General features: G+C 61.3%; 20 protein-coding genes. 18 read left to right on the forward strand and 2 right to left on the reverse strand.

Features of this window, described 5'->3' with window-relative positions:
• Nucleotides 1–196 precede the first annotated feature (196 nt).
• Complete coding sequence (locus CQ002_RS09615) at nucleotides 197–1,183, forward strand: XdhC family protein (protein WP_034108372.1); 987 nt, start codon at nucleotides 197–199, stop codon at nucleotides 1,181–1,183.
• On the forward strand, nucleotides 1,180–1,776 hold the full coding sequence (locus CQ002_RS09620; protein ID WP_034108371.1) for an NTP transferase domain-containing protein: 597 nt from the start codon (nucleotides 1,180–1,182) through the stop codon (nucleotides 1,774–1,776). Before CQ002_RS09615 ends, CQ002_RS09620 begins: the two co-directional genes overlap by 4 nt.
• Before the next feature lie 111 nt (nucleotides 1,777–1,887).
• On the opposite strand, the gene rne is transcribed toward CQ002_RS09620, so the two are convergent.
• The gene (gene rne / locus CQ002_RS09625) at nucleotides 1,888–5,043 is read right to left on the reverse strand and encodes a ribonuclease E (RefSeq protein WP_177431160.1); all 3,156 of its coding nucleotides are present in this window, start codon (nucleotides 5,041–5,043) and stop codon (nucleotides 1,888–1,890) included.
• A 768-nt stretch (nucleotides 5,044–5,811) separates the two neighbouring features.
• Here rne and rluC point away from each other — a divergent pair.
• Genes rluC through CQ002_RS09645 form a run of 3 tightly spaced genes read left to right on the forward strand, consistent with a single transcriptional unit; the run spans nucleotide 5,812 to nucleotide 8,431 of the window.
• Nucleotides 5,812–6,771 carry a 23S rRNA pseudouridine(955/2504/2580) synthase RluC gene (gene rluC / locus CQ002_RS09635; protein ID WP_033901273.1) on the forward strand — a complete coding sequence of 320 codons (960 nt, stop codon included), beginning with the start codon at nucleotides 5,812–5,814 and terminating at the stop codon, nucleotides 6,769–6,771.
• Nucleotides 6,758–7,420, forward strand: coding sequence for an HAD-IA family hydrolase (locus tag CQ002_RS09640; protein ID WP_034108368.1), 663 nt, complete (start codon nucleotides 6,758–6,760; stop codon nucleotides 7,418–7,420). The genes rluC and CQ002_RS09640 overlap by 14 nt, the downstream gene beginning before the upstream one ends.
• Before the next feature lie 21 nt (nucleotides 7,421–7,441).
• Complete coding sequence (locus tag CQ002_RS09645) at nucleotides 7,442–8,431, forward strand: S49 family peptidase (protein WP_105162749.1); 990 nt, start codon at nucleotides 7,442–7,444, stop codon at nucleotides 8,429–8,431.
• A 133-nt stretch (nucleotides 8,432–8,564) separates the two neighbouring features.
• Here CQ002_RS09645 and CQ002_RS09650 read toward each other — a convergent pair whose 3' ends face one another.
• Complete coding sequence (locus tag CQ002_RS09650; protein WP_034108364.1) at nucleotides 8,565–9,143, reverse strand: nucleoside triphosphate pyrophosphatase; 579 nt, start codon at nucleotides 9,141–9,143, stop codon at nucleotides 8,565–8,567.
• 105 nt (nucleotides 9,144–9,248) lie between these two features.
• On the opposite strand from CQ002_RS09650, the gene CQ002_RS09655 reads away from it, so the two are divergent.
• The 13 genes from CQ002_RS09655 to CQ002_RS09715 all read left to right on the forward strand — a co-directional run bounded on the left by CQ002_RS09655 (nucleotide 9,249) and on the right by CQ002_RS09715 (nucleotide 20,270).
• Nucleotides 9,249–9,779 (forward strand): YceD family protein, encoded by a 531-nt coding sequence (locus CQ002_RS09655; protein ID WP_034108362.1) that lies wholly within the window; start codon nucleotides 9,249–9,251, stop codon nucleotides 9,777–9,779.
• 13 nt (nucleotides 9,780–9,792) lie between these two features.
• Nucleotides 9,793–9,975: a 50S ribosomal protein L32 gene (gene rpmF, locus CQ002_RS09660; RefSeq protein ID WP_003179396.1), complete on the forward strand. Its 183-nt coding sequence runs from the start codon at nucleotides 9,793–9,795 to the stop codon at nucleotides 9,973–9,975.
• Nucleotides 9,976–9,979: 4 nt separating this feature from the next.
• Entirely contained in the window at nucleotides 9,980–10,990 is a 1,011-nt protein-coding gene (plsX, locus tag CQ002_RS09665; RefSeq protein WP_080758310.1) for a phosphate acyltransferase PlsX, read from the forward strand.
• A gap of 126 nt (nucleotides 10,991–11,116) precedes the next feature.
• Nucleotides 11,117–12,061 (forward strand): ACP S-malonyltransferase, encoded by a 945-nt coding sequence (gene fabD / locus CQ002_RS09670; RefSeq protein WP_034108358.1) that lies wholly within the window; start codon nucleotides 11,117–11,119, stop codon nucleotides 12,059–12,061.
• Between the two features lie 30 nt (nucleotides 12,062–12,091).
• Nucleotides 12,092–12,835, forward strand: a complete 744-nt coding sequence (gene fabG, locus CQ002_RS09675; RefSeq protein ID WP_034108356.1) for a 3-oxoacyl-ACP reductase FabG — start codon at nucleotides 12,092–12,094, stop codon at nucleotides 12,833–12,835.
• Between the two features lie 191 nt (nucleotides 12,836–13,026).
• On the forward strand, nucleotides 13,027–13,263 hold the full coding sequence (gene acpP / locus CQ002_RS09680; RefSeq protein ID WP_003175607.1) for an acyl carrier protein: 237 nt from the start codon (nucleotides 13,027–13,029) through the stop codon (nucleotides 13,261–13,263).
• Between the two features lie 128 nt (nucleotides 13,264–13,391).
• Nucleotides 13,392–14,636: a beta-ketoacyl-ACP synthase II gene (gene fabF, locus CQ002_RS09685; protein ID WP_034108354.1), complete on the forward strand. Its 1,245-nt coding sequence runs from the start codon at nucleotides 13,392–13,394 to the stop codon at nucleotides 14,634–14,636.
• The gene (gene pabC / locus CQ002_RS09690; protein WP_105162748.1) at nucleotides 14,636–15,451 is read left to right on the forward strand and encodes an aminodeoxychorismate lyase; all 816 of its coding nucleotides are present in this window, start codon (nucleotides 14,636–14,638) and stop codon (nucleotides 15,449–15,451) included. The genes fabF and pabC overlap by 1 nt, the downstream gene beginning before the upstream one ends.
• A 1-nt stretch (nucleotide 15,452) precedes the next feature.
• Nucleotides 15,453–16,598 (forward strand): endolytic transglycosylase MltG, encoded by a 1,146-nt coding sequence (gene mltG / locus CQ002_RS09695; protein WP_034108350.1) that lies wholly within the window; start codon nucleotides 15,453–15,455, stop codon nucleotides 16,596–16,598.
• A 19-nt stretch (nucleotides 16,599–16,617) separates the two neighbouring features.
• Entirely contained in the window at nucleotides 16,618–17,250 is a 633-nt protein-coding gene (gene tmk / locus CQ002_RS09700; protein WP_034108348.1) for a dTMP kinase, read from the forward strand.
• Nucleotides 17,243–18,232 carry a DNA polymerase III subunit delta' gene (locus tag CQ002_RS09705; protein ID WP_105162747.1) on the forward strand — a complete coding sequence of 330 codons (990 nt, stop codon included), beginning with the start codon at nucleotides 17,243–17,245 and terminating at the stop codon, nucleotides 18,230–18,232. Before tmk ends, CQ002_RS09705 begins: the two co-directional genes overlap by 8 nt.
• 63 nt (nucleotides 18,233–18,295) lie before the next feature.
• Complete coding sequence (locus CQ002_RS09710; protein WP_105162746.1) at nucleotides 18,296–19,126, forward strand: TatD family hydrolase; 831 nt, start codon at nucleotides 18,296–18,298, stop codon at nucleotides 19,124–19,126.
• 475 nt (nucleotides 19,127–19,601) lie between these two features.
• On the forward strand, nucleotides 19,602–20,270 hold the full coding sequence (locus CQ002_RS09715; RefSeq protein ID WP_069078071.1) for a TetR/AcrR family transcriptional regulator: 669 nt from the start codon (nucleotides 19,602–19,604) through the stop codon (nucleotides 20,268–20,270).
• The last annotated feature ends 102 nt before the right edge of the window (nucleotides 20,271–20,372 follow it).

The raw sequence follows: 20,372 nt of genomic DNA on the forward strand, positions 1-20,372 counted from the left end.
GCGTTTCTGCAAGGTCATTTTCAGCGGGTTTTGATTTAGATTAAGTGAGCACTTCATCACGCGCCGATGAGGCCTGTTTTTATTTAAAAGCCTATTTGGTCGGATGGGGCTTTGCGGATGAAATTTGCGTCGCGCGGCACGATCTACATGCGATCATCAAGTGAGCATTTGCGCTGGAGCGCGTGCGGGAGGATATGTGGACAGTGTTGATTTGAATGTCCTGCGCAGCGTGCTCGAATGGCGCCGTGCCGGGCAGCAGGTAGTGTTATATAGCGTTGTTCAAACCTGGGGCAGTGCGCCGCGCCCGCCAGGTGCCATGCTGGCGCTGAGAGGCGATGGGGTGGTGATCGGCTCGGTGTCGGGCGGCTGCATCGAGGATGACTTGATTGCGCGCCTGCAGGATGGTCGGTTGCCAGCGGACGGGCCGCCGGTCCAGTTGGTGACCTACGGCGTTACCCGCGATGAGGCGGCGCGTTTTGGCCTGCCGTGTGGTGGCACCTTGCGCCTGACCGAGGAGCGTGTGGGTGAGTGGGCGTGGGTGTCTGAGCTGCTGGCGCGTTGTGAAGATCATCAGATCGTCGCGCGTGAGCTGGACCTGGCCAGCGGCAACGTCACCTTGAGCAGCGCAAGCAAGACCGACGGGGTCACCTTCGACGGCGAGCGCTTGCGGGCCATCTACGGCCCGCGCTGGCGCCTGCTGCTGATCGGCGCCGGGCAGCTGTCGCGCTATGTGGCAGAGATGGCGCGCTTGCTGGATTTCGAGGTGCTGATCTGCGACCCGCGTGATGAATTCGTCTATGGCTGGGAAGCGCAGCACGGTCGCTTCGTGCCGGGCATGCCCGATGAAGCGGTGCTCAATATCCACACGGATGAACGCACGGCCATCGTCTGCCTGACCCACGACCCGCGGCTGGATGACATGGCGTTGCTGACAGCGTTGAACTCCAGCGCGTTCTACATTGGCGCGCTGGGTTCACGGGTCAACAGCCAGAAGCGGCGCGAAAACCTGGCCGCGCTGGGACTGTCTGCCGAGGCGATTGCGCGTCTGCATGGGCCGATTGGTTTGCATATTGGCAGTCACACTCCGTCGGAGATCGCGTTGTCGCTGATGGCGGAAATTGTCGCGATCAAGAACGGTGTGGCGCCACTGCAGAAGAAGCCATTGCCGGTGGTTGCTGAGTGACCGTCACGGCGATTGTGCTCGCGGCGGGGCAGGGCAGTCGCTTTCGCGCCGTGGCGGGGGCTGATCAGGATAAATTGCTGGCCGATTGCGTCGGGCTGGATCGTGTGACGCGGCCGGTGATCGAGCAGGTGCTGGTGAATCTGCCGGATGATGTGGTGGAGCGTTGGGTGGTGACGTCGCCGGACCGCCTTGAAGTGATTCGCCTGGCAGAAACCTACGGTTGCAAGGTATTGCTGCTGCGCTCGGCTGGCATGGGCGACAGTATTGCCGCTGCGGTTGCGGCCAGTGGCTCGGCGAAGGGCTGGCTGGTGGTGCTGGGTGATATGCCGTTTATCCGGTCGTCGAGCATTGAGCAGGTCATCGATGCGCTGGAGGAGGGTGGCATCAGCGTGCCAATGCAGGATGGGCAGTATGGGCATCCTGTGGCGTTTGACCAGGCGTTCGCGCCGGGCCTGATGGCGTTGACCGGTGATCGCGGGGCCAAGCCGCTGTTTGCCCAGGCGACGGTGTGTGAAGTCTCTGTTGATGATCCCGGCGTGCTCTGGGATGTCGACCTGCCAGGTTCTTTGATGTTCACCCCACTCCAACGGTAGGCGCCGCCAAGCCAACGCCTACCGTTGAAGGGTATCCCAAGCCGCAAACCAGTCACCCATAAAAAAGCCCCGCCTGATCACTCAGGCGGGGCTTTTTAGTCACTGCGGGAATCAGGCCAGAGGTTTGCTCTCGTGTTCTGCTTCCTGTGCCGCTGCAGCTGCTGCGGCGGCTTCAGCTTCCTTGCGACGACGACGCACTTCACGTGGGTCGTTCGGCGCACGGCCGTTTTCGGTCAGGGCGCTGACCGGCGCAGCTTCAATCACTGGCGCAGCAACTTCGGCTACCACCGGCGCTTCAACCACTGGCGCAGCCTCAACGACCGGAGTTGGCTCGACCACTGGGGCTGGCTCAGCCACCACGACTTCGGCAACCGGTGCTGGCGCTTCTTCTACCACTGGGGCAGGTTCTGGCGCTTCAACCGGAGCGGCAGGTTCGGCAGTCCATTGGAAGGCGGTCTGTTCTTCACGAACTTCGCGAGCTTCACGTACTTCTGGCGCTGCTTCGACAGCCGGTGCTTCAACAACGGCTTCAACCACTGGCTGGGGCTCAACTACCGGTGCGGGTTCAACCGCGGCCACTTCAACTTCTGGCTGGGCTTCAGGAGCCTGCGCAACTTCCACTTCCGGAACGACCGGCGCTTCGATTGGGGTGGTGGCTTCTACAACCGGTGCTTCGACGACGGAAGTTTCAGCAACCGGCGCTTCAACCACCGGTGCTTCAACGACTGGCGTCTCGGCAACAGGTGCTTGCACTGCGGCGGTTTCTTCGACAGCGGCAGTCGCGCGTTCAGCCTGCTCGTGAGCCTGGGCTTCAGCCGGGGCGCTGATGACCGAGCTGGCAACGGCAGCGGTAACGGCCAGGCCAGCAGCCAGTTCGGCGCCAGTTGGTTCGCTGGTAGCGGCTTCTGCGTTTTCGCCGGTCTCTTCCGAGCCTTCGATCACGTTGCCGTTGGCATCACGCTGACGCTCACGACGGTTGCTGCGACGACGCTGGCCACGGGAGCGGCGGCGTGGACGATCGCCTTCGGCGCCTTCCTGGCCGTCTTCCTGCAGTTGCTCTTCGCCGGTCAGTACTTCTTCTTCGCTGGCGGCAGCAGCCTGTTCGGCACGTGGTTGACGCTCTTCACGCGGTGCGCGAGGTTGACGTTCTTCACGTGGTGCACGCTCTTCACGCGGCTGGCGAGCCGGGCGCTCTTCAGCAGCAACGGCAGCGCCGGCAACGGCTGGCGCGGCGTCCAGTGGCTCGCGCAGTTCACGCACGCGTTCTTCACGCTCGCCACGTGGCTTGCGGTCTTCGCGCGGAGCACGTGGAGTACGCGGTGCGCGTTCTTCACGCGGTGCACGTTCTACGGTCGGGGTTTCTTCACGGGCTTCGCGAGGTGCGCGTTCTTCACGTGGGGCGCGTTCTTCACGCGGTGCACGTTCCTCGCGCGGCTTGCGCTCTTCGTCACGACGGCCGTTGCGGTTGCGGCTCTGCTGGCGACCGTTGCGACGCTCCTCGTTGCGCGCTGGGCGCTCGGAGGCAGGTTTTTCAACCACTACCGGCGCGGCTGGCTCTTCCTTGGTGGCGAACAGGCTCACCAGCGACTTCACCAGGCCTTTGAACAGGCTTGGCTCAGGCAGGGCAGCTGGCGCGGCAACCGGAGCCGCGGCTTCGGTCGGAACCGGCGCGTTGGCGCGGGCTGGCGCGGTCTTGACGGCAGCTTCCTGGCGAACCAGGGTGCGGGTCGCGGCGGCTGGCTGGACTTCTTCCACTTCGGCAGCGGCAGCGGCGATTTCGTAGCTGGACTGGCCGCTGTGGGCTTCCGGGCTGTCATCACGCAGGCGCTGCACTTCGAAGTGCGGCGTCTCGAGGTGATCGTTCGGCAGGATGACGATGCGGGCACGGGTGCGCAGTTCGATCTTGGTAATCGAATTGCGCTTTTCGTTGAGCAGGAACGCGGCAACCGGGATCGGCACTTGCGCGCGGACTTCGGCGGTACGGTCTTTCAGGGCTTCTTCTTCGATCAGGCGCAGGATCGCCAGGGACAGCGATTCAACGTCACGGATGATGCCGGTGCCGTTGCAACGCGGGCAGACGATGCCGCTGCTCTCGCCCAGGGATGGACGCAGGCGCTGACGGGACATTTCCAGCAGGCCGAAGCGCGAGATGCGGCCGACTTGCACGCGGGCACGATCCGCTTCCAGGCATTCGCGGACTTTCTCTTCCACGGCGCGCTGGTTCTTGGCAGGGGTCATGTCGATGAAGTCGATCACGATCAGGCCGCCGATGTCACGCAGGCGCAGTTGGCGGGCGATTTCTTCAGCCGCTTCCAGGTTGGTCTGCAGGGCGGTTTCTTCGATGTCGCTGCCTTTGGTCGCACGCGCCGAGTTGATGTCGATGGACACCAGGGCTTCGGTCGGGTCGATCACGATGGAGCCACCGGAAGGCAGTTCGACCACGCGCTGGAAAGCGGTCTCGATCTGGCTTTCGATCTGGAAACGGTTGAACAGCGGAACGCTGTCTTCGTACAGCTTGATCTTGCTGGCGTACTGCGGCATCACCTGGCGGATGAAGGTCAGGGCTTCGTCCTGGGCTTCAACGCTGTCGATCAGTACTTCGCCGATGTCCTGGCGCAGGTAATCGCGGATGGCGCGGATGATCACGTTGCTTTCCTGGTAGATCAGGAACGGCGCGGAACGATCCAGGGACGCTTCTTTGATGGCGGTCCACAGTTGCAGCAGGTAGTCGAGGTCCCACTGCATTTCTTCGCTGCTGCGGCCCAGGCCTGCAGTGCGAACGATCAGGCCCATGTCGGCCGGTGCGATCAGGCCGTTCAGCGCTTCACGCAGTTCATTGCGCTCTTCGCCTTCGATGCGACGGGAAATGCCGCCGGCACGTGGGTTGTTCGGCATCAGGACCAGGTAACGGCCTGCCAGGCTGATGAAGGTGGTCAGGGCGGCGCCCTTGTTGCCACGTTCTTCTTTTTCGACCTGGACGATGACTTCCTGGCCTTCGCTCAGGACGTCCTTGATGTTCACGCGGCCTTCGGGGGCTTTCTTGAAGTATTCGCGGGAGATTTCTTTGAGGGGCAGGAAGCCGTGGCGCTCGGAGCCGAAATCGACAAAGGCAGCCTCAAGGCTTGGTTCGATGCGAGTAATACGGCCTTTATAGATGTTGGCCTTCTTTTGCTCGCGTGCACCGGATTCAATGTCCAGGTCGTAGAGGCGTTGGCCATCTACCAGTGCAACACGCAACTCTTCGGGTTGAGTTGCGTTAATCAGCATTCTTTTCATGTTGTACCGTCGGTTTCCGGGCTGCCGGAAACGGCGTTCGGCACACACGACTTCTCACGGTCGGTGTCAGGTGCGTCAAGAGTGGTTGGCCACTCCAGTGTCCAGCAAAACCCGCCAATGTGGGCCGGTATCGCGACGGACGCGTCCTGCTTGTTAGCGGTGGTGACAAAGGCACCACTTCAACAAAAGCTAAGGTCAGGAGGAGGAATCAACCGGCGACTGTGGACGAGATGAAGCGTCTAAATATAAGCCTAGTGCTACACGGTCCGACGGTTGTGCATCTCCACCCTACACGTATCCCTGATAATTCGGGTGCTGCCGCGCGCAGAATCCGCAGCGGGTTGGCATTTACCGTGTGCTCCAATGGGGAGTACACGCTCATGGCTAAACAAGACTAGGTGTGGGCGATTGCGCTCTCACTCAGCTCTTAACAGGCGTTGTTTCCGAAGCATTCGCCGTGGTCTGGCTCCAGACTGACTGCACTTTGTGAACTGGCCGTAAATATCGGCGCAAAACGCGAGTATTCACTCTGCTTTCTGCACTCGCTTCAGGCCTCATGTCACCTGCGCTTGTTACAATCTCGAGCCTTCCAGGGTGGCAAAAGCCCCGTAGGACGGCCTCGCGTCCTGATGAATTGCGATGGTCAGGGCCGGCAGTTTGCCGCATGTCCTCTGTCCAGGCCGCTTTTGGCGGCGTTCGCGACTATAGCAGCAATGATTAAGTGCTTCAATTCCATAAAAAATTGTTATCATCGCCGCCATGACGACTACCGCCCCCCAGACCCCCAGCGTCCAGCTGCTCGAGGTCTCGCCGGAATATGCCGGCCAACGCATCGACAATTTTCTCCTGGCCAGGCTCAAAGGCGTGCCCAAGACCTTGATTTACCGCATCTTGCGTAAAGGTGAAGTGCGGGTGAACAAGGGTCGGATCAAGCCCGAGTACAAGTTGCAGGCGGGCGATATCGTCCGTGTGCCGCCGGTTCGCGTGCCGGAGCGTGATGAGCCCGTGCCTTTGGCGCAGGGGTTGCTGCAGCGCCTGGAAGCCTCGATTGTCTTCGAAGACAACAAGCTGATCGTGATCAACAAGCCTTGTGGCATTGCGGTTCACGGCGGCAGCGGCCTGAATTTCGGCGTGATCGAAGCCTTTCGTCAGTTGCGTCCGGACGCCAAGGAGCTGGAGTTGGTCCATCGCCTGGACCGCGACACGTCCGGCCTGCTGATGATCGCCAAGAAACGCAGCATGTTGCGCCATCTGCACACCGCCCTGCGTGGCGATGGCGTGGACAAGCGCTACATGGCGCTGGTGCGCGGCAACTGGGCCAGCTCGATCAAGAGTGTCCGGGCGCCGTTGCAGAAGAGCAACCTGCGTTCTGGCGAGCGCATGGTGGAGGTGGACGAGGAGGGCAAAGAAGCCCTGACCCTGTTCAAGGTGCTGCGCCGCTTCGGTGACTTTGCCACCATGGTCGAGGCCAAACCTGTGACTGGCCGTACCCACCAGATTCGTGTGCACACCCTGCACGCGGGCCACTGCATCGCCGGCGATACCAAATACGGCGACGAGGATTTCTCCAAGGAAATCCGCGACCTGGGCGGCAAGCGGCTGTTTCTGCACGCCTACATGCTCACCGTGCCGCTGCCCGATGGTGGCGAATTGAAACTGCAGGCGCCGGTCGATGAGATGTGGGCCAAGACCGTGGAGCGTTTGAGTGTCGCACCTTGATTACAAACTGCTGATTTTCGATTGGGACGGCACCCTGGCCAATTCCATTGGCCGCATTGTCGAGTCCATGCACGCCGCGTCGACCCGTTCGGGATTTGCGCTGTGCACCGATCACGCGGTCAAGGGCATCATTGGCCTCGGCTTGCCCGAGGCCATTCGCACCTTGTACCCCGAGATCAGCGATGCTGAACTGGTTGCATTCCGGGACCACTACGCCGATCACTACATCGCCCTGGAGGCCACGCCTTCGCCGCTGTTCGACGGTGTCGTGCAGTCCCTGGACGCGTTCCGTGCCCAGGGCTACCACTTGGCGGTCGCCACCGGCAAGGCTCGTCGCGGGCTGGATCGGGTGCTCAAGGCGCACGGTTGGGAAGATTATTTCGATATCACCCGCGCCGCCGATGAAACTGCCAGCAAACCTCATCCTCTGATGCTGGAGCAGATCCTGGCCCATTGCGGTGTATCGCCACGCCAGGCCTTGATGGTGGGGGATGCCTCTTTCGACCTGATGATGGCGCGCAATGCTGGCATGGACAGTGTGGCGGTCAGTTATGGCGCCCAGGCGGCCGAGGCCTTGCAGCAATATGAGCCCAGGCTGACGATTGATCATTTTTCTGAATTGCAGGCCTGGCTCAGTCGGGCCCAATAAGTCTTTGCTGGGGTTGATGGCATGAGTGACGAGTGGAAAGCGCCCGAAAAGGCTGAAGGCAATAGCCGTGATGACAAGAGCTGGAAGCTGCTGGAGAAAACCCTCCTGGCCAGTATCCAGGAGCAGCGCCGGGCGCGGCGTTGGGGGATTTTCTTCAAGCTGCTGACGTTCGTTTGGCTTATTGCCATGCTCGCACTGTTCAGTCCGCTGGTGGACATGGAGAAAAGCGCGACCCGTGGCGCCAGCTACACCGCCCTGATCGAGGTGCGTGGGGTGATTGCCGACAAGGAGTCCGCCAGCGCCGACAATATCGTCAGCAGCCTGCGTGCCGCGTTCGAGGACCCCAAGGTCAAGGGTGTGATCCTGCGCATCAACAGCCCGGGCGGCAGTCCGGTGCAGTCGGGTTATGTGTATGACGAGATTCGTCGTCTGCGCGGCCTGCACCCGTATATCAAACTGTACGCGGTGATTTCTGACCTGGGCGCTTCCGGTGCCTATTACATCGCCAGTGCCGCAGACCAGATCTACGCCGACAAGGCGAGCCTCGTAGGTTCCATCGGCGTGACGGCAGCCGGTTATGGTTTTGTCGGCACCATGGAGAAGCTGGGGGTGGAGCGTCGTACCTATACCTCGGGCGAGCACAAGGCGTTCCTTGATCCCTTCCAGCCGCAAAAGGCGGATGAAACACAGTTCTGGCAGGGGGTGCTCGACACCACTCATCGTCAGTTCATCGCCAGCGTGAAGCAGGGGCGTGGCGAGCGTCTGAAAGACAAGGATCATCCAGAGCTGTTCTCCGGGCTGGTGTGGTCGGGCGAGCAGGCATTGCCGCTGGGCTTGATCGACGGACTGGGCAGTGCCAGTTCGGTGGCCCGGGATGTGATTGGCGAGAAGGAATTGGTGGATTTCACCGTCGAGGAGTCGCCGTTCGATCGGTTCTCCAAGCGACTTGGTTCAAGTGTGGCTGAGAAGCTGGCCTTGTACATGGGCTTCCAGGGGCCGTCCCTGCGCTGAAGTCCTGAGGCTGGCATAGCTCAAAATGTGGGGGCGGGCTTGCTCGCGAATGCGGTGGTTCAATCAGCACATCAGTGACTGATACATCGTTTTCGCGAGCAAGCGCGCTCCCACATTTGGTTGTGTGATGGGCTTAAGGGATCTGCATGCCCTCAGCCAGCAGCATGTCCACCAAGCGGATCAGCGGTAGCCCAATCAGGCTGGTCGCATCCGGCCCTTCGGTGCTCTGGAACAGGCTCACGCCCAAACCCTCGGCCTTGAAGCTGCCCGCGCAGTCGTACGGCTGCTCGGTCCGCAGGTAGCGCTCGATGCGCCCGGCGTCCAATATCCGCATATGTACGGTGAAAGGTACGCAGTCCACCTGGCAGTGCCCCGTCTTGCTGTTGAGCAGAGCCAGGCCGGTGAGGAAGCTGACGCGCTTGCCGCTGGCCGCCAGCAGTTGCTCGCGGGCGTTCTCGAAGGTGTGAGGCTTGCCGATGATTTGTCCGTCGAGCGCGGCCACCTGGTCGGAACCGATGATTAAATGCCCAGGGTGACTGGCGGCCAGGGCGCGGGCTTTCTGTTCGGCCAGGCGCTTGACCAGCTCGACGGCAGATTCATTTGCGTGGTGGCTTTCGTCGATGTCCGGCGAGCTGCAGATGAACGGCAGGTGCAGGCGGCTCAGCAATTCCCGGCGATAAACCGAGCTGGATGCAAGTAATAAAGGCAGCATGGGCGTCTCCTCAAGGCAGCCAGGGATTCTAGCGGGGCGACCGGCTGACGCACAGGGCCGAATTTCCTTTGACATGGCTGGGTGCATCCCTATAATGCTGCGCCTATGTTGAATGACCCGATTCCACCTCACGTTGACCCGCGCAAATTGGCTGATCGTGGCACCTCCCTTCAAGGTGAGTTGCTGCTGGCCAATTTGGAGAGACTCTGCGACCCGCTTTCCGACACTGTCGGTACGGTGCAGGCCAAATTCGTTTTTGAACGAGATGAACGTAAATCTGTGGTTATTCACAGCTTTATCGACACCGAAGTCAAAATGGTTTGCCAGCGTTGTCTTGAGCTGGTCACCCTGCCGATTCACAGCGAGTGCAGTTATGCTGTGGTGAAGGAGGGTGCGAATACCCAGTCGTTGCCGAAAGGTTATGACGTGCTGGAACTGGGCGAAGATCCTTTGGATCTGCATGCACTGATCGAGGAGGAGCTTCTGCTCGCCTTGCCCATTGTGCCTGCTCATCATCCGGAAGAATGCCAGCAGCCGGCGGGCCTCGATGACGAGCCCGAACCGAGCGAGGACGAGGTAACGCGGTCCAACCCGTTCAGTGTATTGGCGCAGTTAAAGCGTGACCCAAACGTTTAGGAGTTAATCAATTATGGCTGTTCAGCAGAACAAAAAATCCCGCTCCGCCCGTGACATGCGCCGTTCGCACGACGCTCTTGAGGCTAGCACCCTGTCCGTAGAAAAGACCACCGGTGAAGTTCACCTGCGTCACCACGTATCGCCAGAAGGCGTATACCGTGGCCGTAAAGTGATCGACAAGGGCGCTGACGAGTAATCACTTGTCTGCTCTAGTCATCGCGATAGACGCAATGGGCGGGGACTTCGGTCCCCGCAGCATTGTTCAGGCTTGCATTGCCAGCCTGTCAGCAACGCCCTCGCTGCACCTGACCCTCGTCGGTCAACCCTCCTTACTTGAAGACCTGATTGCCAGCCATCCGGCGGTGGATCGCGCGCGCCTGACGATTACGCCGGCCAGCGAAACCATCAGCATGGATGACAAGCCGGCGACGGCCCTGCGTGGCAAACCCGACTCTTCGATGCGTGTGGCCCTGGAGCTGCTGCGTGATGGAAAGGTGCAGGCGTGTGTCAGTGCCGGCAATACCGGGGCACTGATGGCGTTGTCGCGGTTTGTGCTCAAGACGCTGCCCGGCATTGACCGGCCTGCGATGGTGGCGGCGATTCCGACGCAAAAAGGCTATTGCCAGTTGCTGGACCTGGGCGCGAACGTCGATTGCAGCGCCGAGCATCTGTTCCAGTTCGCCGTAATGGGCTCGGTGGCCGCCGAAGCGCTTGGCGTGGCTCGCCCGCGTGTGGCCTTGTTGAACATCGGCACCGAAGACATCAAGGGCAACCAGCAGGTCAAGCTCGCCGCCACATTGCTGCAAGGCGCGCGGGGCCTTAACTACATCGGCTTTGTCGAGGGCGACGGCGTGTATCGCGGCGAGGCGGACGTGGTGGTGTGCGACGGGTTTGTCGGCAACATCCTGCTCAAATCCAGCGAAGGCCTGGCAACCATGATCGCCACGCGTATCGACGCGTTGTTCAAGCAGAACCTGGCATCGCGCCTGGTCGGTGCCCTGGCGCTGCCGCTGATGCGTCGCTTGCAGGCTGACCTGGCCCCGGCGCGCCATAATGGCGCGAGCTTTCTGGGGTTGCAGGGCATTGTGGTGAAAAGCCATGGGTCGGCAGGCGTGGAGGGCTTCCAAAGCGCAATTGCGCGGGCCGTGATCGAGATCCAGGAGAACCTGCCGCAACGCTTGCGCGGCCGTCTTGAGGACCTGTTGCCTTAGGCGAATCGGCTCGGGAGTGCTTAAATGTGACCGGCCAGTTCAATTGACCATCCAATCTGTCAGTTTCGTGCGCTCCCACCGTAGGAGTGCGCGTTTTTGACGACCAGATCATTAGGGGCTTGTTACATGTCTACATCCCTCGCATTCGTCTTTCCAGGGCAGGGTTCGCAGTCCCTCGGCATGTTGGCCGAGCTGGGCGCGCAATACCCGTTGATCCTGGACACCTTCAAGGAAGCTTCCGACGCCCTGGGTTATGACCTGTGGGCACTGACCCAGCAGGGGCCGGAAGAGCAACTCAACCAAACCGATAAAACTCAGCCGGCCATCCTGACCGCTTCGATCGCCCTGTGGCGCTTGTGGCTGGCAGAAGGCGGCGCGCGCCCGGCGTTCGTCGCCGGTCACAGCCTGGGCGAATACAGCGCCCTGGTGGCGGCGGGTAGCCTGACCCTCGGTGAAGCGGTCAAGCTGGTCGAGCGTCGTGGCCAACTGATGCAAGAGGCCGTTCCGGCCGGTCAGGGCGGCATGGCCGCGATCCTGGGCCTGGACGATGCCGTCGTGATCGAAGCCTGTGCCGAAGCGGCCCAGGGCGAAGTCGTCAGCGCAGTGAACTTCAACTCCCCTGGCCAGGTGGTGATCGCCGGTGCGAAGGCTGCCGTTGAGCGTGCCATCGAGGGTTGCAAGGCCCGTGGCGCCAAGCGCGCCTTGCCGTTGCCGGTGAGCGTGCCGTCGCACTGCGAGCTGATGCGCCCGGCTGCCGAGCGTTTTGCCGAGTCCATCGCCGCCGTCAACTGGCAGGCGCCGCAGATCCCGCTGGTGCAAAACGTCAGTGCCGCCGTGGCTGCCGACCTCGACACCCTCAAGCGCGACCTGCTGGAACAGCTGTACAAGCCGGTACGCTGGGTTGAGTCGGTCCAGACCCTGGCGGCCAATGGCGCCACCGAGCTGGTCGAGTGCGGTCCGGGCAAAGTCCTGGCCGGCCTGAACAAACGCTGCGCCGACGGTGTGTCCACCGCTAACCTCAATACGCCGGATGCCTTCGCTGCTGCGCGCAGCGCTGGCCTGAGCTCTTGATCCTGACCCCCGAACTAAGGAGAAGCCTGCATGAGTCTGCAAGGTAAAGTTGCACTGGTCACCGGCGCAAGCCGTGGCATTGGCCAGGCCATCGCCCTGGAACTGGGCCGTCAGGGCGCCATTGTGATCGGCACCGCCACGTCCGCCTCGGGCGCCGAGCGGATCGCCGCGACCCTGAAGGAAAACGGCGTGCAAGGCACCGGCCTTGAGCTGAACGTGACCAGCGATGAGTCCGTGGCTGCCGTACTGGCCGAGATTACCGCACAGTTCGGCGCGCCGGCGATTCTGGTCAATAACGCCGGTATCACCCGCGACAACCTGATGATGCGCATGAAAGACGACGAGTGGTACGACGTGGTCGACACCAACTTGAACAGTCTGTTTCGCCTGTCCAAGGGCGTTTTGCGTGGCATGACCAAGGCGCGTTGGGGCCGAATTATCAATATTGGCTCCGTAGTGGGTGCCATGGGCAACGCAGGCCAAGTAAACTACGCCTCCGCCAAGGCCGGTCTGGAAGGTTTCAGCCGTGCATTGGCACGTGAGGTTGGTTCGCGATCCATTACGGTCAACTCGGTGGCCCCAGGGTTCATCGACACCGATATGACCCGCGAACTGCCGGAAGCACAGCGTGAAGCGTTGCTGACGCAGATTCCGCTGGGCCGTCTGGGCCAGGCCCAAGAGATCGCGAATGTGGTCACTTTCCTGGCATCCGACGGTGCGGCATACGTGACTGGGGCTACAATCCCGGTGAACGGCGGGATGTACATGAGTTAAATTGTGACGGATCGCTTCAAAAAAATGTCATACGAGCTGTCTAAAATCCGTTATAAAGCTGCAACTTAATTTATAGGCAGGTGGCCGACCGGGTACAGGGTGAAGCTTTCAGTTGAAAAGCTGAAATGGCTTTCTATACACTTACCCACTGGCCAGCTGCCTGAATTTGTCCATTAGGAGTTAAACAAGGTATGAGCACCATCGAAGAGCGCGTCAAGAAAATCGTCGCCGAGCAACTGGGCGTTAAGGAAGAAGAAGTGGTCAACACTGCTTCCTTCGTAGAAGACCTGGGTGCCGATTCCCTTGACACCGTTGAGCTGGTGATGGCTCTGGAAGAGGAATTCGAGACCGAAATCCCGGACGAAGAAGCTGAAAAAATCACTACTGTTCAAGCTGCTATCGACTACGTTACTAGCCACCAGGCGTAATAGTTTGTAGTCGTCGCTTGCTGTCAGGGAAAAACCGCACTGCTGTAACGGCGTGCGGTTTTTTCTTTAGCCCTGATGAAAAGTACGCGCTGAAGCAAAAGTGTCGTCATTAGAAAAAGGAGAGTGCTGTGTCGCGTAGACGCGTCGTAGTCACCGGTATGGGTATGTTGTCGCCACTGGGCACGGATGTGCCAAGCAGTTGGCAGGGCATTCTGGCTGGCCACAGTGGTATTGGTCTGATTGAACACACGGACCTTTCTGCCTATTCCACCCGTTTTGGCGGCTCGGTAAAGGGTTTCAATGTCGAGGAATATCTCTCGGTCAAAGAATCCCGCAAACTCGACCTGTTCATTCAATACGGCCTGGCAGCCGGTTTTCAGGCAGTGCGTAACGCTGGCCTGGAAGTCACCGACGCCAACCGTGACCGCATCGGCGTGGCCATGGGTTCGGGTATTGGCGGTTTGACCAATATCGAAGAAACCAGCCGCACGTTGCACGATTCCGGCCCCCGTCGAATTTCACCGTTCTTCGTGCCCGGCTCGATCATCAATATGATTTCCGGTTTCCTGTCCATCCACCTGGGCGCACAGGGACCTAACTACGCCATTGCCACGGCGTGCACCACTGGCACGCACTGCATCGGCATGGCGGCGCGCAACATCGCCTATGACGAAGCCGACGTGATGATCGCCGGCGGTGCCGAAATGGCGGCCTGCGGCCTGGGCATGGGCGGCTTCGGCGCGTCCCGCGCGCTGTCGACCCGCAACGACGAACCTACCCGTGCCAGCCGTCCGTGGGACAAAGGCCGTGACGGTTTCGTCCTGTCCGACGGTGCCGGTGCCTTGGTGCTGGAAGAGTTGGAGCACGCCAAGGCGCGTGGTGCGACTATCTACGCCGAGCTGATCGGTTTTGGCATGAGCGGCGACGCCTACCACATGACCTCGCCACCGTCCGACGGTGCCGGCGCTGCGCGTTGCATCACCAACGCCCTGCGCGATGCCAAGGTCAATCCGGACCAGGTGCAGTACATCAACGCCCATGGCACGTCGACCCCGACGGGCGATCTGGCAGAGGCCGAAGCCATCAAGTCGGTATTCGGCGAGCACGCCTACAAGCTGGCGGTCAGCTCCACCAAGTCCATGACCGGCCACTTGCTGGGCGCGGCGGGTGCGGTCGAAGCGATCTTCAGCGTCATGGCCATCAAGGATCAGGTCGCTCCGCCGACCATCAACCTGGATGAGCCGGATGAAGGCTGCGACCTGAACTTCGTGCCGCACGAAGCGCAACCCATGCCGATCGACGTGGTGATCTCCAACTCGTTCGGTTTTGGTGGCACCAACGGTTCCCTGGTGTTCCGCCGGTTCGCGGAGTGATGCACAGCTGGGTCGACGGTCAGCCAGAGGACAACGTGCCCCTGAAGGATCGCGGCCTGGCGTATGGCGATGGGTTGTTCGAGACCATTGCCGTCAGGGCCGGGCAGCCCGTGCTGCTCGATCGCCACCTGCAACGCCTCGATGAGGGGTGCAGGCGGCTCGCCTTGGCTGTGGATCACGTATTGATCCGCAGCGAAGTGCTGGCTTATGCCGCCGCCCTCGGCGACGGTGTCCTCAAATTGATCCTGACCCGTGGCGACAGCCTGCGTGGTTATGGCATCAACCCTGGCGCGCCGGTGCGCCGCATTCTGCAGGGCAGTCCGCCCGCCACCTATCCCCACGCCCATGGAACCGACGGCATCCGCCTGTTTCCCTGTGCCACTCGCTTGGCCGAGCAGCCAGTGCTGGCCGGTCTCAAGCACCTCAATCGCCTGGAACAGGTGATCGCCCGTGCCGAATGGCAAGACGCTGAGCATGCCGAAGGCTTGATGCTGGACATGTCCGGTCGTGTCATCGAAGGGGTGTTCAGCAACGTTTTCCTGGTGTGCAACGGCTTGTTACTAACCGCTGATCTGACGCGTTGCGGGGTCGCCGGGGTGATGCGCGCTGAGATTCTGGCCCAGGCACACGCCCTGGGCATCCCGGTGGCCGTGGCCGACATCGGTCTTGAGCAGTTGCGGCAAGCCGACGAAGTCTTTGTGTGCAACAGCGTTTATGGCATTTGGCCGGTGCGCGGGTACGCTGCGATGAGCTGGTCGGTTGGGCCGCTCACCCGTAAACTGCAGGGCATTGTTCGCGCGCTATTGGAAATTTGAGTTGATACGAAAACTGGTTGTACTGCTGCTGATCGGTCTGTTCTCGGCGGCTTTGCTGTTGGGCTATTCGGCCTGGAAGTTCGACGCTGCCTTGAAGCAGCCCTTGAACCTCGCCCAGGAGCAATTGCTCGACGTACCGGCAGGGGCGACCCCTACCGGCACTTTCAATCGCCTGGAAGCCGATGGTGTGCTTGAAGGCGCCTTCTGGCTGCGCCTGTACTGGCGCTTCAACCTCGACGGTCAGCCATTGCACAGCGGTGAATACCGCATGACGCCTGGCATGACGGCGCAGGGCCTGATCGGCCTGTGGCAGCGTGGCGAAGTGGTTCAGTACAGCCTGACCCTGGTCGAAGGCTGGAACTTCCGCCAGGTGCGCGCAGCCCTCGCCAAGCATGAAAAGATCGTGCAGACCCTGTCGGGCCTCAGTGACAGCGACGTCATGGACAAGCTCGGTCATCCCGGCGTATTTCCCGAAGGGCGATTCTTTCCCGATACCTACCGCTTCGTGCGTGGCATGACCGACGTCGAGTTCCTGAAAAAAGCCTACAACCGCCTGGACGATGTACTCGCCCAGGAGTGGAGCAAGCGCGCTGCCGACGCGCCGTACACCGACCCTTATCAAGCGCTGATCATGGCCTCCCTGGTGGAGAAGGAGACCGGCGTGCCTGAGGAGCGTGGGCAGATCGCCGGCGTATTCGTGCGGCGCCTGAAGGTCGGCATGCTGTTGCAGACTGACCCGACGGTGATCTACGGGCTGGGCGAGCGCTACAACGGCAAGTTGACCCGCGCCCACCTCAAGGAAGCCAACCCCTACAACACCTACATGGTCGCCGGCTTGCCGCCGACGCCCATCGCCATGGTCGGCCGCGAGGCCATCCATGCCGCGCTGAACCCGGTACCGGGCAGCAGCCTCTATTTTGTCGCGCGGGGCGACGGCAGCCATATTTTCTCCGATGACCTGGATGCGCATAATGCCGCCGTGCGTGAGTTCCAGCTCAAGCGTCGCGCCGATTACCGCTCCAGCCCGGCACCGGTGGTGAAGCCTGCGGGAGATGCCGCGCCACCTGCCGATGGGCCTTCGCAAGCGCCGGTTGAAAAGCCGGCCGAACCTGCGCCGGACGCCGCCGCGCCGCAAAGCCCGCAATAATTCTGACTAAGGACTGCCTGTGACTGGCTTGTTTATTACCCTGGAAGGCCCCGAAGGCGCCGGCAAAAGCACCAACCGCGATTACCTGGCCGAGCGCTTGCGCACCGAAGGCATCGAAGTGGTGTTGACCCGCGAGCCCGGCGGCACGCCGCTGGCCGAGCGTATCCGCGAGGTGCTGCTGGCGCCGGGTGAAGAGCAGATGAACCCGGACACCGAGCTGCTGCTGGTGTTCGCCGCGCGCGCCCAGCATTTGGCCGAGGTGATTCGCCCGGCCCTGGTGCGCGGTGCCGTGGTGATCTGCGACCGGTTCACCGACTCCACCTATGCCTACCAGGGCGGTGGTCGGGGCCTGTCCCTGGAACGCATCGCTACCCTGGAAACCTTCGTGCAAGGCGACCTGCGCCCTGACCTGACCCTGGTGTTCGACCTGCCGGTGGAAGTGGGCCTGGCCCGCGCCAGTGCCCGTGGTCGCCTGGACCGTTTTGAGCTCGAAGGCCAGGCCTTCTTCGACGCAGTGCGTACCGCATTCCTCAAGCGCGCCGCGGCCGAGCCTGCGCGTTATCACCTGCTGGACGCGGCCCAGCCGCTGGCCCGTGTGCAGCAAGCCATCGATGCATTGTTGCCAACACTGCTGGAGCGCGCCCGTGGCTGAAGCCTACCCCTGGCAGGACAGCCTGTGGCAACAACTGGCCGGCCGCGCCCAGCACGCCCACGCCTACCTGTTGCATGGGCCGGTGGGGATCGGTAAGCGTGACCTGGCCGAGCGACTCATGGCCAGCTTGCTGTGCCAGCGTCCGGTTAACCTGGAAGCCTGCGGCGAGTGCAAGTCTTGCCTGTTGCTCAAGGCCGGCAGCCATCCGGATAACTACCTGCTGGAGCCCGAGGAAGCCGACAAGGCGATCAAGGTCGACCAGGTGCGTGACCTCGTCAGCTTCGTGGTGCAAACCGCGCAGATGGGCGGGCGCAAGGTTGTACTGATCGAGCCGGTGGAGGCGATGAACATCAACGCCGCCAATGCCTTGCTCAAGAGCCTGGAAGAGCCGTCCGGCGATACCGTGTTGTTGCTGGTGAGCCACCAGTCCAGCCGGCTGTTGCCGACCATCCGCAGCCGCTGCGTGCAGCAGGCGTGTCCGCTGCCGAGCGAGGCCATGAGCCTTGAGTGGCTGGCGCGGGCGTTGCCGGAGTGCACCCAGGACGAGCGCGTCGAACTGCTGACCCTGGCAGCCGGCTCGCCGTTGGCTGCGGTGAAGCTGCAAGCCCAGGGTGTGCGTGAGCAACGCGCGCTGGTGGTGGACGGCGTGAAGAAATTGATCAAGCAGGAAGTGTCCGCCACCCAACTGGCAGAAACTGCCTGGAAGGACATTCCCTTGCTGTTGCTGTTCGACTGGTTCTGCGACTGGTCGAGCCTGATCCTGCGCTATCAGCTGACCCAGGACGAACACGGCCTGGGCCTGCCGGATATGCGCAAGGTCGTGCAATACCTGGCGCAAAAAAGTGCCCAGGACAAGGTGCTCACGATCCAGGACTGGATCCTCGCCCAGCGCCAGAAGGTGCTCGGCAAGGCCAACCTCAACCGCGTCCTGCTGCTTGAAGCGCTGCTGGTGCAGTGGGTCGGTTTGCTCGGCCGCCGTTAATTTCCGTGGTCGACGGGTGTATCGTCGGCCAGACACTTTTCGTGACTGAAGTTGTAGATACCTATGCTTGTAGATTCCCATTGCCACCTTGATCGCCTCGACCTGGCCCAGCACGGCGGTTCCCTTGACGCTGCACTCGAAGCCGCACGCCAGCGTGGGGTAGGGCACTTCCTGTGCATCGGCGTCAGCGCCGAAAACGCTGCCGACGTCAAGGCCCTGGCCGAGCGTTATGCCGATGTGGATTGCTCGGTGGGTATCCATCCGCTGGACCTCAAGCCCGGTGAAGCCCCGGCCCTTGACTGGCTGCTGGGCGAACTCAATCACCCACGTGTGGTGGCCATTGGTGAGACCGGCCTGGATTACCACTACGAGCCCGAGGCTGCCGAGTTGCAGCAGGCCTCCTTCCGCCTGCACCTGCAGGCCGCCCAGCAGACCGGCAAGCCGGTGATCGTCCACACCCGTGGCGCGCGCGCCGACACCTTGACGCTGCTGCGTGAAGCTGCGCTGCCGCAGGCCGGTGTGTTGCACTGCTTCACCGAGGACTGGGACATGGCCAAGGCAGCCCTGGACCTGGGCTTCTACATTTCCCTGTCGGGCATCGTCACTTTCCGCAATGCCGACGCCCTGCGTGACGTCGCGCGCCAAGTGCCGGCCGACCGCCTGCTGGTGGAAACCGACTCGCCGTACCTGGCGCCCATTCCTCATCGCGGCAAGCCGAACCTGCCCGAGTATGTGCGTGATGTGGCGGATTACCTGGCGATGCTGCGCGGTGAGTCCTGCGAGCGCTTTGCCGAGCAGACCACCGAGAACTTCAAGCGCCTGTTCCCATTGGCTCATGTGGGCGCGGACCTGCTCGCGAAGGGCGTTGACGATGCCGCGGGTCATGCGGTTTAGCGCGTCGTCCGTGAGCTCTTCGCGAGCGCAGTGAAGAAATCGCAGGCAAAAAAAACCCGGGTTCTGGGGGGTGAATCCGGGCTAAGACCATTAGGAGTAAAACAAGGGCACACGGTCCGTTGGTACCCAGGTCGGCGCTTCACTTGGGGGAGATGTCACGCCGACAGTTCAAGTATTGATCAGTATCCGATTCAGTCCAGTCGCGACTGGTCGTTTTTTAAACAGATTTGGAATACGCGCGCTTCGCTTGAGTTCTCATCAGGCAGGTGCACGGGTGCAGTTGTTGCGTATTATTTCTGACTGATACCCACCAAAACGTTGGCGTATTGAAAGTAAAGTGCGTGATGGGGTCACATAGACATTGCCCAACGACCGTTCAGTCGGGATAATCCCTCGCATCGGGTAAATCGTATCGCCACGTATCCGTGGCCGTGCGCAACCCTCCCTAATATCGACCTCTGCAGACCTCTTCCTCATGCACAAAGAACCCCGTAAGGTCCGTGAGTTTCGCCGCCGTGAGCAGGAAATTCTCGACACCGCACTCAAGCTGTTCCTTGAACAAGGTGAAGACAGCGTCACCGTCGAGATGATTGCGGATGCCGTGGGTATCGGCAAAGGCACGATCTACAAGCACTTTAAGTCCAAGGCCGAGATCTACCTGCGACTGATGCTCGACTACGAGCGCGACTTGAACGAGCTGTTGCATTCGGCTGACGTCGACAAGGACAAGGAAGCCTTGTCCCGCGCCTACTTCGAGTTCCGCATGCGTGACCCGCAGCGCTACCGCTTGTTCGACCGCCTGGAAGAGAAGGTGGTCAAGGGCCACCAAGTGCCGGAGATGGTCGAGGAGCTGCACAAGATCCGCGCCTCGAACTTCGAACGCCTGACCCTGCTGATCAAGGGTCGCATCAGTGAAGGCAAGCTTGAAGATGTGCCGCCTTATTTCCACTACTGCGCTGCCTGGGCCTTGGTGCACGGCGCCGTGGCGTTGTACCACTCGCCGTTCTGGAGCAATGTGCTGGAAGATCAGGAAGGTTTCTTCCAGTTCCTGATGGACATCGGCGTGCGCATGGGCAACAAGCGCAAGCACAGCAGCGAGCCAGCAGCACCTGACGCAGCGCCGGCGCAAACCCCGGCCACGTAATGATTTGCTGCTACGCGTAGTACCCCAGGAATATACTCAGGCATGGACTCTTGCTAAAAGCTGATTTTTCAGTCAGCTTTTAGCGCGCCCGAACCATCCTCT

The sequence above is a fragment of the Pseudomonas sp. MYb13 genome (assembly GCF_002980075.1).
GTDB classification, from domain to species: domain Bacteria; phylum Pseudomonadota; class Gammaproteobacteria; order Pseudomonadales; family Pseudomonadaceae; genus Aquipseudomonas; species Aquipseudomonas lurida.

Coding starts and splice junctions, on each gene's coding strand:
- CQ002_RS09650 (WP_034108364.1), bottom strand. CDS start 9,143: ATGCTGCCTTTATTACTTGCATCCAGCTCGGTTTATCGCCGGGAATTG.
- rpmF (WP_003179396.1), top strand. CDS start 9,793: ATGGCTGTTCAGCAGAACAAAAAATCCCGCTCCGCCCGTGACATGCGC.
- rluC (WP_033901273.1), top strand. CDS start 5,812: ATGACGACTACCGCCCCCCAGACCCCCAGCGTCCAGCTGCTCGAGGTC.
- pabC (WP_105162748.1), top strand. CDS start 14,636: ATGCACAGCTGGGTCGACGGTCAGCCAGAGGACAACGTGCCCCTGAAG.
- rne (WP_177431160.1), bottom strand. CDS start 5,043: ATGCTGATTAACGCAACTCAACCCGAAGAGTTGCGTGTTGCACTGGTA.
- CQ002_RS09655 (WP_034108362.1), top strand. CDS start 9,249: ATGTTGAATGACCCGATTCCACCTCACGTTGACCCGCGCAAATTGGCT.
- fabD (WP_034108358.1), top strand. CDS start 11,117: ATGTCTACATCCCTCGCATTCGTCTTTCCAGGGCAGGGTTCGCAGTCC.
- CQ002_RS09715 (WP_069078071.1), top strand. CDS start 19,602: ATGCACAAAGAACCCCGTAAGGTCCGTGAGTTTCGCCGCCGTGAGCAG.
- CQ002_RS09710 (WP_105162746.1), top strand. CDS start 18,296: ATGCTTGTAGATTCCCATTGCCACCTTGATCGCCTCGACCTGGCCCAG.
- fabG (WP_034108356.1), top strand. CDS start 12,092: ATGAGTCTGCAAGGTAAAGTTGCACTGGTCACCGGCGCAAGCCGTGGC.
- CQ002_RS09645 (WP_105162749.1), top strand. CDS start 7,442: ATGAGTGACGAGTGGAAAGCGCCCGAAAAGGCTGAAGGCAATAGCCGT.
- acpP (WP_003175607.1), top strand. CDS start 13,027: ATGAGCACCATCGAAGAGCGCGTCAAGAAAATCGTCGCCGAGCAACTG.